Genomic DNA, 13,474 nt, shown 5'->3' on the forward strand with positions numbered 1-13,474 from the left:
GCACTGAAGATTCGAACCCAAGCCAGAGTCAGCAGGGTGGTGGGATGCTTGTGTGGCCCCCCTCTCCCGGTACGGGAGAGGGCGAGCGCTCTAAGGCGCGGGGAGAGGGCGGACCGTTGCAGGCGCAACGCACCGTGCTGACCCACGACCATCGTTTCTGCAGGATTCCCAGCCACTGGAGATGAGGATGAGCGGACGCGCGCATCGCTACGAGGTGAAGCTGGAGTGGACGGGGAACAATGGGACGGGGACGTCGGGATACCGCGCGTACGAGCGCAGCCACGAGCTCTCCGCGGGTGACAAGCCGCCGATCCCGGGCTCGTCCGACCCGGTCTTCCGCGGCGATCCGAAGCGCTGGAACCCCGAGGAGCTGCTGATCGCGGCGCTCTCGGCGTGCCACCAGCTCGCGTACCTCCACCTCTGCGCCGACGCGAAGATCGTCGTCACCGCGTACGAGGACCGTGCGGACGGGGTGATGGTGGAGGACGACAAGGGCGGCGGCCGCTTCGAGCGCGCCACCCTGCGCCCGGTCGTGACCATCGCGCCGGGCGGCGATGCCGAGCTCGCGCGCGAGCTGCACCACGTGGCGCACGAGCGCTGCTTCATCGCCTGCTCGGTCAACTTCCCCGTCGCCAACGAGCCGGAGATCCGCGTCGCGGAGGCGGCGGAGACGGCGGAGACGGCGGGAGTCTGATCCGGGAAAAGAACGAACGATCCTCACGCGGAGACGCGGAGGCGCGGAGAACTCATCGACGAGGTTGGTTCTCCGTGTTCTCCGCGTCTCCTGTTAGACACGCATGTTTGGTTGCGGCGGCCGACCCATCCCGCCGATCTTTGCCGCTGGGTTGATGAGCCACCATTCAAGGAGAGACGAAGATGGCCGCGTTCACCGTCTACAAGGACACCGCGGGCGAGTGGAGATGGACGCTCACCGCCGGCAACAACCAGAAGATCGCCAACTCCGGCGAGGGCTACCGGGACCGCGGCGACTGCATGGCCGCGATCGAGCTCGTGAAGCGCGACGCGCCTTCCGCGCCCGTCGACACGTCGTCGTAGCCGGACGCAAGCCGGGGAGCCCGACCGCGGGCCCCCCGGCTTCCCCTCCCCCGCCCCACCTCCCCCCATCAATCGCCCGGCCGCCGCGCCCGGTAGAACGCCATGCTCGCGGCCCACGTGTCGCGCGTGCCGACGACGCGCGCGTCCCCGAATCCCGCCGCGCGCAGGTAATCGAGCACGCGCGCCTGGGCGTTGTCGCGCATCATCTTGCCCCCGTGGATCTTCCGCGCGATGAAGCTGCCGTGGGCCACGCTCGGCCCGTCGAAGTCCAGCAGGTGGAAGCGGCCCCCGGGCTTCAGCACGCGCCGCACCTCGCGCAGCGTGGGCTCGCGCGCATCGCGGGGGAGATGGTGGAACATGAGCGACGACGTCACGTGGTCGAACGACGCGTCCGGGTACGGCAGCTCGTCCGCGAAGCCCTGGTCGAAGGCGATGGCGGCGCCCGCGCGCTCCGCCTTCCGCCGCGCGATGGCCAGCGCGCCGGGATCGGGATCGAGCCCGACGACCTCCACGCCGGGTTGCCGCGCGATCTCCACCGCCAGTGTGCCGGTGCCGCAGCCGATGTCCAGCACGCGCTCGCCGGGACGGATCTCCGCGTGCTCCAGCAGCACGCGCCGCGCGCCGTCCGCGCCCAGCAGCCGGGCGACGAGGTCGTAGAACGGCAGCCGCCAGTGCTTTCCCGCCGCGGGCAGGTACTCCCTCTGCGCGTGAGCCATCATCCTCATCCGCCGAGTTGAAGTGATGCTTCCGCCCGCCGCCGGCGCAGCATGCGGTAGAGATGCATCGCCGCCAGCGTCGCCGGAAGTGCCTGCAGGACGCCGGTGATCTCGAAGAACACGTCGTCCGGCACGAACGGCGCGAGGCTCCAATGGCTAGAGGTGGCGCGGGTGATGGCCTGTCGCTCGATAACCGACCCCCCAGCCTGCGCAGCAGGCTTCCCAGTGTTCCAGCCGCGGGTTCACCCGCCCGGGCCCGCGCGAGGCCCGGGATGACCCCGGTCCGGACCCGCGCCGAGGGCGAGCGCGTCGGCCCACTCCGGCAGGCGCGAGGCGGCGGCGAGGGTGAGCGGCTCGCGCGGCGGCGAATCCTCGTCACCGAGGGGGAGTTGCATCCAGAGCACGTCGCGCCACGCGCCGGCCTTGTAGCCGATGCGGCGGAAGACGCCGAGCTCCTCGAACCCGAGCGCGCGGTGCAGCGCCACGCTCGCCGGGTTCGGCAGCGCGATTCCCGCGAACGCGCCGCGATAGCCCTGCAGCGCGATCACGCGCAGGAGCGCGCGGTACAGCACGCGGCCGATCCCCCGCCCGCGCGCGGCCTCGCCCACGTAGATCGACGTCTCCGCCGACCAGCGGTACGCCGCGCGCGCCCGGTGCCGGCTGGCGGACGCGTACGCGAGCGGCTCGCCGCCGTCCTCGTAGACCAGCCACGGATGCCCGCCCGCGAGCCCCTCCTCGATCCTCCCGCGGATCTCCGCCACGCTCGGCGGCGCCCACTCGAAGGAGATGTGCGTCTCCGCGACGATGGGGGCGTAGATGGCGTGCATCGCGGCGGCGTCGCCTCCCGTCGCCAGGCGGATGCGCGGCATCGTCACGACGCGGACCCGGAGGGCGCCAGCCGCACCTCGTAGTGCGCGGACTTCGCGTCGAAGCGGGCCAGGAGCGCGCGGGCGGCGTCGGGAACCACACCGTGCTCGTAGTTCTCGCCCGCGAACACTTTTACAGCGTCCATCGAGTCGAACAGCATGGTGGTGACGAACTCCACCTCCTCACCGACGTCGCGGCGATGGAGCCACGCGCCGTGGTAGCCGGCGATCCCGCGCGCCTGGATCCCCGGCAGGATCGTCGTCACCAGCAGGCGCTCGTACGCGTCGGCGTTCTCGCGCGTCGTCCATCCGTGCCACACGCGGCTGATCATCGTCCCCCTTCCTTTCCCGATCGCATGCGATCGCTGTCACATTCCGCATCGCGTCCTCGTCTCCAATCCGGACCCTGCGGAATCGTCGTGGAACCTGGCCGGCGGAGATGATAGGATGCGGCGTGTGCGTGGATCAACGATCGTGGAGATTGGACCAGCGAACGGCGTGCGTTTTGGCGCTGGATCGGGGACTGTCCAGCTCCATCTTCATGGCGCAGCCCGTCCGCACGCGCGGACGATCCCTTCGCCCTGATCCGGGGTCCGCACATGGTCCAGTTCGCCAGCCCACGGGCCTTTCTCCGCTTCCGCGACGCCACCGCGGTGTGCGGCGTCCGCTGGTTCCACGAGCCCGGTGCGTGGGTGGAGCGCGCGCCACGCCGCCCGGCCGACGCGCCGCCCGGCGACGCCACCCCGACCCATCCCAACCTGCGACTGCGATGGACGCGGAACGGCTGAGACATTCCGAGGTGCACCCGTGAGCGCGCGCGACCCGCTGCGCGCGCCGCGGTGGATCTTCCGCGCGGCGGCGATCTACGGCGTGCTGGTGATCGCCCCGCAGTACTTCCTGGAGGCGCGCATCGGCCGCGACAACCCGCCGCCGATCACGCATCCCGAGTACTTCTACGGCTTCCTGGGGGTGACGCTGGCGTGGCAGATCGCCTTCTTCGTCATCTCCGCCAACCCCGTGCGCCTGCGGCCGCTGATGCCGGTGGCGGTGCTGGAGAAGCTGGCGTTCGGCCCGGCCGCGCTGATCCTGTGGGCGATGGGGCACGCGGCGGGAACGACGGCGGCGTTCGGATGCGTGGACATGCTGCTCGGCGCGCTCTTCCTGCTCGCGTGGCGAATGACCCCCGACGTGGAGCACCGATCATGATCGAGATGGACCATCCCGCTGCGGCCATCCTGCGCCCGCTGGTGATCGCCGGCGAGGCGCCGGTGCGCGAGGCGGTGACCGACGAGGACATCCTGGCCACGCGCGAGGTGATGCTGCAGTTGCGCCCGCACATCGCGCCCGACGACTACCTGCCGCGCGTGCGGCGGATGATGGAGACGGACGGCTACCACCTGGCCGCGGGCGTCGAGGACGGCGTGGTGCGGGCCGTGGCCGGGTTCCGGCTGATGGAGATGCTGTACTGCGGCCGCATCCTGTACGTCGACGACCTGGTCACGGACGAGGCGGCGCGGTCGGCGGGGTGGGGCGAGCGGATGCTGGAGTGGCTGCGGTGGCGCGCCGCGGGGGAGGGGTGCGACGCGCTGCACCTGGACAGCGGCACGCACCGCAACCGCGCGCACCGCTTCTACTTCCGCCAGGGGATGACGATCACCGCCTTCCACTTTGCCGATCAGCTGTAGGGGGCGGGGATCGACCGGCGGCTGCAGCCGCGGCGATCGACACAGTACGACAAACGCGACCCACACCGACGTCATCCTGAGGGAGGCGCCGCACCGAACCGGCGTCCGCGCAAGCGGTTGGCGCCGCCCGAAGGATCTATGGCCGGCATCCGAGCGAGAGTCCGACTGTCGCTCGGATGCCGGCTAGTCGTCCAATGCGCGCTCGGCTGACGATCGTGCGGACGAGAGTAAAGATCCTTCGGCCTGCAAGCACTTGCGCAGACGCCTGTTACGGTCTGGCCGGCCTCAGGATGACGTCGGGCGGGCGACGGCGCGGGATTCCCATGCATGCACCGGGATGACGTCGGGCGGGTGACGGCGCGGATTCCCATGCATCCACCGGGACGACGTCGGAGTGGCTTGAGGCGCGACACCCATACTTCCGTGCGGCCGAGCCTGTCATCCGCGCCGCGGCAGGATGAGGTGCAGGTCGCCGAACTCGTGCCAGAGGTAGCGGCGGCGCAGGGCGGCATCGTACGCGCGCGCCAGGTGCACGCGGCCGGCGATGGCCTCGAGCATCGCGAGGTGGGATGCGCGGGGGGCGTGCAGGCCGGTGAGGAGGGCATCGACGGCGCGCACGCCGCGCTCGGGCGTCACCACGAGGTCCGTCCACCCCGCGCCCGCGCGCACGGTGCCGCCCGCGTTCGCGACGGTCTCCAGCGCGCGCACGACGGTCGTCCCCACCGCGACGATGCGGCCACCGGCGGCACGCGCCCGGTTCACCGCCTCCGCCGTCGCGGCGGGGACGCGGTAGCGCTCGGGGTACGGCGGCTCGTCGGCCTCCAGGCTGGCGACGCCGGCGTGCAGCACCAGCGGCGCGATCCCGATCCCCTTCGCCCGCAGCGCGCGGACGGTCTCGTGCGTGAACGCGCGGCCCGCGGACGGCATCTCCGCGCTCCCCGGCTCGGCGGCGAACACCGTCTGGTAGTACGCGAGCGGCCATGCGCGCGGCACGTAGCGGTAGCGGATCGGCTCGCCGTGCGCCGCGAGGTATGCGTCCGCGCCGCCGGGCATCTCCATCTCCGCCACCCACAGCCGCACCCGCCCGGCGGCCGTATCTCCATCAGGCGGGAGATACGGCGCGGCCAGCGTCGCCGCGCCGCCGCCGCGCAAGTAGATGCGCTCGCCGGCGCGCGCGTCGAGGAGCGGCTCGTTGCCGTCGGCCGTCGCGCGGCGCAACTCGATCACCCATCGCCCATCCTCCAGCGGCGTCGAGAGATGCACGAGGATGGGCGCGTCTCCATCCCCCGTCTTGCGAATCCCCTCGAGCGCGGTGGCGAGGGTGGCGCTGGCGTTCACCACGACGAGGTCGCCGGGCGACAGGAAGCGCGGGAGATCGCGAAAATGTGCGTGCGTCACCCGCTCGCCGTCGCCCTCCGTCACCAGCAGGCGGACGGCGTCGCGCGGGAGGCCGCGCGCCTCGGGCGGCTCGCGCGCGGAGAGTTCGTCGGGGAGATCGAAATCCAGCGTGTCGAGCGCCGGCGCCGTCTCGACCGTCCCGCGTGCCCGCGCAGCCGACGGCGGCGGCGCATGGCTTCGCCGGATGCGCGGCGGCGCGGCGAGGGCGGCGTATCCCCGCGCGCTCATGCGGCCTCCAGCGCGGCGGGGGCGAGGTCGGGGACGACGTAGCGCCCGCCCGGCAGGTCCCCCTCCAGCAGCGCGACGAAGCCGGGAACGCGCTCCTCCGGCAGCGGACGGTCGGAGATGTCCTCGCCCGGGTACGCGGCCTGGTGCATGTCGGTGCGCATGTCGCCGGGGTCGGCCCAATACACGCGCAGCCCGGGGTTCTCCGCCGCCAGCACGGCCGAAAGCTGCTCCAGGGCGGCCTTGCTGGCCCCGTAGCCGCCCCAGCCCTCGTACGCGTTCACGGCCGCGTCGCTGGTGACGTTGACGACGGCCGCGCCCGGCTTCAGCTCGCCGCGCACGGCCTGCAGCAGCGCCAGCGGGGCGAGCACGTTGGCGCGGAAGACGTCCGCCAGCGCGTCGAGGGGATAGTCCAGCAGCGGCAGAAGGGGACTGGGCCCCAGCGCGCCCGCGTTGTTGACGACTGCGTCCAGCCCGGCGTGCCCGCGGGCGAGCACGGCCAGCGCGCGGCGATGCTCGGGGTCGGTCACGTCGCCCGCCAGCGCGGCGACGTGCGTCACCTCGGCCAGCTCGTCGCGGACTGCGCGCAGCCGCGCGGCGTCGCGCGCGGTGATGATCAGGTTCCAGCCGCGCTCGGCCAGCCCCCACGCAAGCGCGAGCCCCAGCCCGCGCGAAGCGCCCGTGACGAGCGCCGTCTTCCCGTTGTTCCCGGGCGTCATCGGTTCCTCCGTTGGATGGCGATTTCCAGCCAACGAAGGATACCCGGCGCCGTCATCCCCCTGAATCGGGCAGGCGTCGGGCGCGAGGTCGGATCATCGTCCAGCATCTCCCCTGTACGATCGGGCAGGATCGCGGCAAATCCGTGGCGCGCCTGGCCGTCAATCCGCTACCATTCGCCGCGGATGCGAATCCGATCTTCCGCGCGAGGCGGGTTGGGACAGGCGGTTCGGTACTCGGTCGTGACGGACGGATCGGGACGGGCGGGTAAACCCGCGGCTGGAACATTGGGAAGCCTGCTGCGCAGGCTGCGTGAACGCACTCACGCACTTTCGCACTTTCGCACTTTCGCACTTTCGCACTTTCGCACTTTCGCACTTTCGCACTTTCGCACTCGTGATCTCCGACCTCGCCGCCCTCACCGCCCTCGCGCAGGCGCTCAGCCGCAGCGCGGACCTCGCCGAGTCGCTCGACGCGGCGCTGGCGACGGTCGCGGAGGTGCTGGGGCTGGAGACGGGGTGGGTGTGGCTGCTGGAGGAGGGCGATCCCGAGCCGCGGCTGGCGGCGGCGCGCGCGCTCCCGCCCGCGCTGCGCGACCATCCGCAGGCGATGCACGGCGACTGCTACTGCCTCTCCACCTTCCGCAAGGGCGATTTGCGCGGCGCGGCGAACGTCAACGTCGTCTGGTGCAGTCGCCTGGAGAAGGTGGTGGAGTGCGACCTCGGGCTCGCCTGCCACGCGAGCGTGCCGCTGGCCGTGGGCGACCGGCACCTGGGGATGCTGAACGTGGCCGCGCCCGACTGGCGCGTGCTCTCCGACGAGGAGCTGAACCTGCTCACCACCGCGGGCGCGCTCGTCAGCCTCGCGGTCGAGCGGCAGCGGCTGGAGGCGGCGTCCGCGCGCGCGGCGGCCGCGGAGGAGCGCAACCTCCTCGCCCGCGAGATCCACGACACGCTGGCGCAGGGCCTCGCCGCGCTGACCATGCAGCTCGAGGTGGCCGACGCGCTCGCCGCCGGTGACGCACGGCTGGGCGAGGTGGTCGCGCGCTCGCTGTCGCTGGCGCGATCGACGCTGCACGAGGCGCGGCGCTCGGTGCTGGACCTGCGCGCCGCGCCGCTCGACGGCCGCACCCTCCCCGACGCGCTGCGCGACCTGGCCGCGTCCGCCGCGCGCGAGGCGGAGGACGCGCCGGAGATCGTGGTCGACGCCGACGGGTTCACGGCGGCGACCTCCGCGCTCCCGCCGGCCGTCGAGGCGGGCGTCTACCGCATCGCGCAGCAGGCGCTGGCTAACGCGGCGCGGCACGCGCGGGCGCGAAGCATCACCCTGCGGCTGGCGCGGACGGCGGACGGGCTGGAGCTGGCCGTGCGCGACGATGGCGTGGGTTTCGACGTGACCGCGGTGCCGCCCGGCCGCTTCGGGCTGGTGGGGATGAGCGAGCGCGCGCGGCTCCTCGGCGGCACCTTCGAGGTCGACAGCGCACCCGGCGCGGGAACGGCCGTGCACGTGCGCGTCCCCCTGCACGCGGCCGGGAGATCGGGAGATGAGTGATCTCGATGCGATGAAGGGAGATGGCGCGATCCGCGTCGCCGTGGCGGACGACCACCCGGTGGTGCGCGAAGGGCTCGTCGCGATGCTGCGGACGCAGCGCGATTTCGACGTCGTCGGCGAGGCGGGGACGGGCGGTGAGGCGCTGGCGCTGGCCGCATCGGCGCGGCCGGACGTGCTGCTGCTGGACCTGGAGATGCCGGGGATGGACGGCGTGGGCGTGCTGCGCGGCCTGCAGGCGGCGCGGTCGCCGACGCGCGCGATCGTCTTCACCGTGTTCGACACCGACGACCGTATCATCGCGGCGGTAGAGGCGGGCGCCGCGGGCTACCTGCTGAAGGGCGCCCCGCGCGCCGAGGTGTTCGCTGCGGTGCGCACGGTGGCGGCGGGCGGGTCGCTGCTGGCGCCCGTGGCCGCCTCGGCGGTGATGCGGCGGGTGCGCGGCGGCGGCCCCGCGCTGACCGCGCGCGAGCGCGAGGTGCTGGACCAGCTCGCGCGCGGGATGGGGAACAAGCGCATCGCCGCCACGCTCGGCATCGCGGAGCGCACGGTCAAGTTCCACCTGGGCTCCATCTTCGCCAAGCTGGGCGCCCGCAACCGCACCGACGCCCTCGCCCGCGCAGCCGAAGCCGGCCTCATCGCCCTCCGCGCGGGGTGAAGCGGTACAATCGCCACTGGATCCGAAAACGATTCTCACGCGGAGACGCGGAGGCGCGGAGACAACCTCAAGCAGTTCTCCGCGCCTCCGCGTCTCCGCGTGAGAAATTCTGTTCCGTCTTGAAATCACCCGGACGCTACCGCCAGCCCAGGCGCAGCACGCGCCGCGCGTTGCCGCCCAGCACGGCGTCGGCATCGGCGGTGGAGAGGTTGCGGTGCAGCATGTCGACCACGCGGGGGAGCTTCGACGCGTTGTCGACGTCGTCGGGCGGGTCGGTGAGGCCGTCGAAGTCGGTGCCGATGGCCACCACGCCCCAGCCGCCGCCCCACTCGGCGAGCTTGCTCATCGTCCTCCAGATCACGTCGAGCCCCTTCTTGGGATCGTGGCGGTCCAGCCAGTGCGGCATGAAGATCACCCCCACCAGGCCGCCCGTCGCCGCGATCGCCTGCACCTCCTCGCGGATCAGGTTGTAGCTCACCGGGTTCAGCGCCTGCACGCCGGTGTGCGTCACCACCAGCGGAACCTTGTTCTCCACGATCTGGAAGACCTGCCGCCGCGCCGCCCGCGTGCAGTGCGTCAGGTCGGGGACCATCTTCAGCTCCATCATCTTCCGTACGACCGCCTCGCCGATGACCGACAACCCGCGGCAGTCGTCCACCTTCGTATCCAGCGAGCAGAGCGGGAGCTGGTGGAGGGCCTCCTCGATGGCCTCCACGTGCCCGGCCAGCTCGGTGGGGAAGATGTGCGTCAGCGTGAGCGAGGCCACGCCGCGGCTGGCCAGCTCCTCGAGCCGCGCCAGTCGCCCGGCGATGTCGTGCGGCGCCAGCCCGGCGCCCAGCACGTGGCCGCCCTCCACCGTGTGGACGAAGGCGCGCCGCCCCGACGCCACCACCGCGTCGAGCTCGGCGTTGGAGTGCGCCATCGCCATCTGGAAGCGGTCGCCGGCGCGCGCCACCTGCCGCTCCATCCCCTCCAGCATGTCGATCACCACCTCCCACGCGTTCAGGCGCAGGATCTTGCGGCCGCCGCGGGTGAAGTGCGCGGCGAAGCGGGCGATCCGGCAGTCCAGGAACTCCTTCTCGGGCACGTGCAGCACCGACCAGAGCACGCGCACGTTCCCCTTCTTCAGCATGGGGAAGTCGGTGAGGCTGGCCAGCGGGTTGAAGGTGCGCCCCGACATGTAGTGCCGCCGCAGGTCGCGGTCGAAGAAGTACGCGTTCATCGCCGGGTGCGCGTGGATGTCGGTCAGCCCGGGCGACGGATCGGGCGCGGGGGCCGGCGGCTCGGCCCCGGCCGCGGCGCCGCCCATCGGCCGCGGGGCGGGCGCGCCCCACAGCCCGAAGCGCTCGCGCCAGTAGGCGGTCAGGAAGAGGTTGTTGGGATCCATCCGCTCGCGCAGCGCCAGGAAGTCGTCCCAGCGCGGATACTGCGCGCGGAAAAACGCCACCCACCCCTCGGGGTCGCCCTGCGGGATCACCGGCTGGTACTTCCCCCAGTGCAGCCGGAAGGGGACGCCCGCGTCGCGCAGCAGCCGCCAGAGCGCGGGCCAGAAGCTCTCCGCGGGGTTGGTCGGGTTCCCCTCGAACCAGTACGGGTCCACCCGCACCACCCCGTCCTTCCACTCGTCCGCCCCGTCGGTGTACGCCGGGTTCAGCCAGAACGGGCTGGGCGGCGACCCGTACAGCTCCCAGGTGTAGGTCCCGGTGCGGTCCAGCGCCTCGCGCGGGGTGGCGGCCCCCTCGAAGTAGCCGCGCAGCAGCACGGCCACTTCCCTGGCGCGCCCGATGGGGATCCAGCACTCGGTGAAGCCGGTGGGAACGAGGTCGTCGTCCGCCTCGTAGTCCATCGGCAGCCCGCGCCAAGCGTGGTCCTGGAAGGTCTCCGCCTTCCCCTTGTCCAGCGGCGCGAAGATCCCCAGCACCCGCACGAAGAGCCCGGGGAGGCGCCGCTCCAGCGACCCCGCGAACGGCCGGAGGAGGAGCGTCACCAGGCCGACGAGGAGCCGCGCGAGGAAGGCCACCACCGGCGCGATGAGCTTCCCCGCGGAGGCGCCCAGGCGGCGGCAGGCGGGGCGCAGCTTGCGGCGCGCGGCGCCCAGGTCGCGCAGGTTGCCCGTCACCGTGTAGAACACGCCGGCCAGGAACTGCGTCAGCACCGGGCTCTTCCCGAACTGCCGGTACGGCTTCGGCTTGAAGTGGGGATCGAAGGGGATGCGGTGCGCCTCCCACGTCTCCAGCCGCTCGCCTCCGCGCTGCGGCCACCACTCGACGCGCGCGTACTGCCGCGTCTTCAGCCACTCCTCCAGCGACGGCCGGCTCCCGTCGCCCGGGCCGAAGACGTCGACCGGGCAGGCGTCGTAGGTGGTCACGCGCTCCTCGCCCACGATGTGGAACGCGGGCTCGCACTGCAGGATGAGGGTGGAGACCACGCCCAGCAGCCCCATCGCCGGCGCCATGGCGAAGAAGGTGTCGGGGTCCGCGTCGTCGCGGGTGAATTCGTGCACGTCGCCGCGCCCGTCGATCACCCGGAAGCCGTAGAGGTTGTGCGTGGCCGAGAAGGTCAGCGACCCGCCCGCCGACCCCGTGGCGACGAACCCGCTCACCGTCTGGTGGGTGATGCCGCCCAGCGCGGAGAGCGACCATCCCCGCGCGAAGAGCGCGCGCAGCAGGCCCTGGCTCGCGCCCGCGGAGTGCGTGGGGTCCGACGGGTCCACGTCCAGGTGGATCCCCGCCTCGGCCTCGACCAGGCGGCGGGCCTCGTCGCGCACGCGCCAGCAGCGCAGCCGGTCCAGCATCACGTTGATGTGCGCGCCCCGGGGCGGCTCCTGGCGGCTGACGCGGTTCTCGCGGTCGGACAACGGGTCGGTGTAGAGCGCGCGCACCACCGAGTGCGCCGCGCCGCGCACCCGCAGCTGCAGCCCGTGCGCGTACGCGTGCCGCACCAGCGCAACCAGCTCGCGTTCGCTGGCGGGATGATGGTAGCCGTCCGGCTCCAGCTCGATGCCTTCGATGCTCATGGCCGTGCGGGGGCAAGGGTGGGCGGGCGAGGGGGATCGGGAGGGAGAAGCGGTTTCAGTGTGATGGCTTCGGGTCGAGCTCATGTGGCGGCGGACCTGGATAGTCCGCGGTGGAAGATGTCACGGCGGCGAGGAGATGGATGGCCGTCTCCTCTGATTTGGCGCGCTGGTGCTCTCCGGATGATCCGGCAATTCACGGCGAGCCGTCCGCCGCGGATCGACACGATCGCCGCGCCGCGTCAGGAGCTCGTCATCTCCCGCGCGGCGAGGAGGTAGCTGCGCACGAAGAACACGGCGAGCCCCACGTTCGCGATCCCCGCCAGCACGAAGCCGATGCGGCCCAGCGTGGTCATGTGGTCCGCCGCCAGCATCCACGAATGGTCAGCGAAGATCTCGCTCATCGGCATGCCCGCCACGATCGCCAGCCAGTACGGGCGCGACCGCCAGACGAACCACGCGACCAGGTGGAAGAGCGCGAAGGTGAGCCACACCACGCCCGTGCGCGTGAGGATGTGCTCCGGATCGACGCGGGGAACGCCGTGCGCCAGGCGGAACCACAGGTCCGGCCAGAGCAGCGCCAGCGCCGCCAGCCCCAGGTCTCCCACCACGGAGACCATCAGCAGCGTGGAGATCAGATTTCGGCGTGAGGGCGTCATGGCGCGGATCCGAGGTCACCGCGGGTGGGCCCGGCCGTTCGCGCGGGCGGTGAGGAATCTCAGGCGGGGTGGCGGAGCGGGAGCATCAAGATCTGCGGAAGAACGGCCAACGTGTCCGGCATCCGTCACGTTCTGCATGATAAAAACGGGCGGGACGGCGCACCATGCTTTTCGCGTGGTGCACCGTCCCGTGATCGCCCGTTCGCTCAGCACCAGGCCGTCAGCGGATCGCAGATGTGCGGACGGGTGGCGTCGGCGGCGGGGACCGCGCGCTCGCCGCGCATCTCCGCCGCGGCGAAGGACTGCACGCGCAGCGTCTCGACGTTCAGCGCCAGCTTCTTCATCTGATCACCTCGACGTTGGAGTTGGATGCGATGCGTCCTCAGCCGCCGACGATCACGCCGGCGACGACCGGCTGGTCCACCGCGTAGCACTCGCCCAAGCAGCTGTAGTGGCAGAGCGTGCGCGCGGTGCAGTCGGCCCCCTGGCAGGTCTTCCAGTCGGTCACGGTGATGAAGGCCGCCTCGCAGTCACCCGTGTCGCCCGAGCGCGCGTGCACGGTCCCGCGCGGCGAGCCGGACGACGCGGTGTTGAACGACTCCACCTGCAGCGCGTCGACGTCGAGCTTCATCTTGGCCATGCCCACCTCCCGGGGTGTGGGGGAACACGCACCCCGACGGGGCGGGCACCGGTGCGGCTCGTCCGTGCGGGGGCTCGACCCACGATGCGGGCAGACGATTCCGATGTCAACGAAAGCGTCCGAAGATGGGAGGGGATGGAACGCAAGGGCCGAAACGTCGCGCTACCCGGACTGCCAGCGGAGAACGGAGATGTCATTCCGAAGGCGCCGCACCGCCCTGTCCTTCCCTGCCGATCCGTGGCGCCTGAGGAATCTGTGGCCGGCTCCCGAGCCACAGGCCGCCCATCGCTCGG

The 13,474-nt window shown here is 72.1% G+C and carries 17 protein-coding genes; 7 read left to right on the forward strand and 10 right to left on the reverse strand.

Annotated features, from left to right (window positions below; genetic code table 11):
* Positions 1–187: 187 nt before the first annotated feature.
* Complete coding sequence (locus tag VF092_26375) at positions 188–694, forward strand: OsmC family protein (GenBank protein HEX6750841.1); 507 nt, start codon at positions 188–190, stop codon at positions 692–694.
* A gap of 182 nt (positions 695–876) precedes the next feature.
* Positions 877–1,056: a DUF1508 domain-containing protein gene (locus tag VF092_26380; GenBank protein HEX6750842.1), complete on the forward strand. Its 180-nt coding sequence runs from the start codon at positions 877–879 to the stop codon at positions 1,054–1,056.
* Between the two features lie 68 nt (positions 1,057–1,124).
* Here the strand turns inward: VF092_26380 and VF092_26385 are convergent, their stop codons facing one another.
* The 4 genes from VF092_26385 to VF092_26400 all read right to left on the reverse strand — a co-directional run bounded on the left by VF092_26385 (position 1,125) and on the right by VF092_26400 (position 2,970).
* On the reverse strand, positions 1,125–1,772 hold the full coding sequence (locus VF092_26385; protein HEX6750843.1) for a class I SAM-dependent methyltransferase: 648 nt from the start codon (positions 1,770–1,772) through the stop codon (positions 1,125–1,127).
* A gap of 5 nt (positions 1,773–1,777) precedes the next feature.
* Entirely contained in the window at positions 1,778–1,906 is a 129-nt protein-coding gene (locus VF092_26390; GenBank protein ID HEX6750844.1) for a hypothetical protein, read from the reverse strand.
* 108 nt (positions 1,907–2,014) lie between these two features.
* A complete protein-coding gene (locus VF092_26395) occupies positions 2,015–2,641 on the reverse strand; it encodes a GNAT family N-acetyltransferase (GenBank protein ID HEX6750845.1) in 627 nt (208 codons plus the stop codon).
* 2 nt (positions 2,642–2,643) lie between these two features.
* Complete coding sequence (locus tag VF092_26400) at positions 2,644–2,970, reverse strand: hypothetical protein (GenBank protein ID HEX6750846.1); 327 nt, start codon at positions 2,968–2,970, stop codon at positions 2,644–2,646.
* A 267-nt stretch (positions 2,971–3,237) separates the two neighbouring features.
* On the opposite strand from VF092_26400, the gene VF092_26405 reads away from it, so the two are divergent.
* The 3 genes from VF092_26405 to VF092_26415 are packed head-to-tail and all read left to right on the forward strand — an operon-like array spanning position 3,238 to position 4,323.
* Entirely contained in the window at positions 3,238–3,426 is a 189-nt protein-coding gene (locus VF092_26405; GenBank protein ID HEX6750847.1) for a hypothetical protein, read from the forward strand.
* Between the two features lie 19 nt (positions 3,427–3,445).
* Positions 3,446–3,844: a hypothetical protein gene (locus tag VF092_26410; protein HEX6750848.1), complete on the forward strand. Its 399-nt coding sequence runs from the start codon at positions 3,446–3,448 to the stop codon at positions 3,842–3,844.
* A complete protein-coding gene (locus VF092_26415; protein ID HEX6750849.1) occupies positions 3,841–4,323 on the forward strand; it encodes a GNAT family N-acetyltransferase in 483 nt (160 codons plus the stop codon). Before VF092_26410 ends, VF092_26415 begins: the two co-directional genes overlap by 4 nt.
* A 438-nt stretch (positions 4,324–4,761) precedes the next feature.
* Here VF092_26415 and VF092_26420 read toward each other — a convergent pair whose 3' ends face one another.
* Positions 4,762–5,949, reverse strand: coding sequence for an S-adenosylmethionine:tRNA ribosyltransferase-isomerase (locus tag VF092_26420; GenBank protein ID HEX6750850.1), 1,188 nt, complete (start codon positions 5,947–5,949; stop codon positions 4,762–4,764).
* The gene (locus VF092_26425) at positions 5,946–6,665 is read right to left on the reverse strand and encodes an SDR family oxidoreductase (protein HEX6750851.1); all 720 of its coding nucleotides are present in this window, start codon (positions 6,663–6,665) and stop codon (positions 5,946–5,948) included. The genes VF092_26420 and VF092_26425 overlap by 4 nt, the downstream gene beginning before the upstream one ends.
* 394 nt (positions 6,666–7,059) lie before the next feature.
* Between VF092_26425 and VF092_26430 the strand changes: the two genes are divergently transcribed.
* Together VF092_26430 and VF092_26435 are read left to right on the forward strand one after the other, a co-directional pair.
* Complete coding sequence (locus tag VF092_26430) at positions 7,060–8,214, forward strand: GAF domain-containing protein (protein ID HEX6750852.1); 1,155 nt, start codon at positions 7,060–7,062, stop codon at positions 8,212–8,214.
* Positions 8,207–8,869, forward strand: coding sequence for a response regulator transcription factor (locus VF092_26435; protein HEX6750853.1), 663 nt, complete (start codon positions 8,207–8,209; stop codon positions 8,867–8,869). Before VF092_26430 ends, VF092_26435 begins: the two co-directional genes overlap by 8 nt.
* Before the next feature lie 136 nt (positions 8,870–9,005).
* On the opposite strand, the gene VF092_26440 is transcribed toward VF092_26435, so the two are convergent.
* The 4 genes from VF092_26440 to VF092_26455 form a co-directional block, all read right to left on the reverse strand.
* Positions 9,006–11,885: a membrane dipeptidase gene (locus tag VF092_26440; GenBank protein HEX6750854.1), complete on the reverse strand. Its 2,880-nt coding sequence runs from the start codon at positions 11,883–11,885 to the stop codon at positions 9,006–9,008.
* Between the two features lie 239 nt (positions 11,886–12,124).
* Positions 12,125–12,541: a hypothetical protein gene (locus VF092_26445; protein HEX6750855.1), complete on the reverse strand. Its 417-nt coding sequence runs from the start codon at positions 12,539–12,541 to the stop codon at positions 12,125–12,127.
* Between the two features lie 206 nt (positions 12,542–12,747).
* Entirely contained in the window at positions 12,748–12,885 is a 138-nt protein-coding gene (locus VF092_26450) for a hypothetical protein (GenBank protein HEX6750856.1), read from the reverse strand.
* Positions 12,886–12,923: 38 nt separating this feature from the next.
* Positions 12,924–13,181, reverse strand: coding sequence for a hypothetical protein (locus tag VF092_26455; GenBank protein HEX6750857.1), 258 nt, complete (start codon positions 13,179–13,181; stop codon positions 12,924–12,926).
* Positions 13,182–13,474 lie beyond the last annotated feature (293 nt).

The sequence above is a fragment of the Longimicrobium sp. genome, from assembly GCA_036377595.1.
Taxonomy (GTDB): Bacteria; Gemmatimonadota; Gemmatimonadetes; order Longimicrobiales; family Longimicrobiaceae; genus Longimicrobium.

Coding starts and splice junctions, on each gene's coding strand:
- VF092_26375 (HEX6750841.1), top strand. CDS start 188: ATGAGCGGACGCGCGCATCGCTACGAGGTGAAGCTGGAGTGGACGGGG.
- VF092_26380 (HEX6750842.1), top strand. CDS start 877: ATGGCCGCGTTCACCGTCTACAAGGACACCGCGGGCGAGTGGAGATGG.
- VF092_26385 (HEX6750843.1), bottom strand. CDS start 1,772: ATGGCTCACGCGCAGAGGGAGTACCTGCCCGCGGCGGGAAAGCACTGG.
- VF092_26395 (HEX6750845.1), bottom strand. CDS start 2,641: ATGCCGCGCATCCGCCTGGCGACGGGAGGCGACGCCGCCGCGATGCAC.
- VF092_26400 (HEX6750846.1), bottom strand. CDS start 2,970: ATGATCAGCCGCGTGTGGCACGGATGGACGACGCGCGAGAACGCCGAC.
- VF092_26405 (HEX6750847.1), top strand. CDS start 3,238: ATGGTCCAGTTCGCCAGCCCACGGGCCTTTCTCCGCTTCCGCGACGCC.
- VF092_26415 (HEX6750849.1), top strand. CDS start 3,841: ATGATCGAGATGGACCATCCCGCTGCGGCCATCCTGCGCCCGCTGGTG.
- VF092_26420 (HEX6750850.1), bottom strand. CDS start 5,949: ATGAGCGCGCGGGGATACGCCGCCCTCGCCGCGCCGCCGCGCATCCGG.
- VF092_26425 (HEX6750851.1), bottom strand. CDS start 6,665: ATGACGCCCGGGAACAACGGGAAGACGGCGCTCGTCACGGGCGCTTCG.
- VF092_26435 (HEX6750853.1), top strand. CDS start 8,207: ATGAGTGATCTCGATGCGATGAAGGGAGATGGCGCGATCCGCGTCGCC.
- VF092_26440 (HEX6750854.1), bottom strand. CDS start 11,885: ATGAGCATCGAAGGCATCGAGCTGGAGCCGGACGGCTACCATCATCCC.
- VF092_26445 (HEX6750855.1), bottom strand. CDS start 12,541: ATGACGCCCTCACGCCGAAATCTGATCTCCACGCTGCTGATGGTCTCC.
- VF092_26450 (HEX6750856.1), bottom strand. CDS start 12,885: ATGAAGAAGCTGGCGCTGAACGTCGAGACGCTGCGCGTGCAGTCCTTC.
- VF092_26455 (HEX6750857.1), bottom strand. CDS start 13,181: ATGGCCAAGATGAAGCTCGACGTCGACGCGCTGCAGGTGGAGTCGTTC.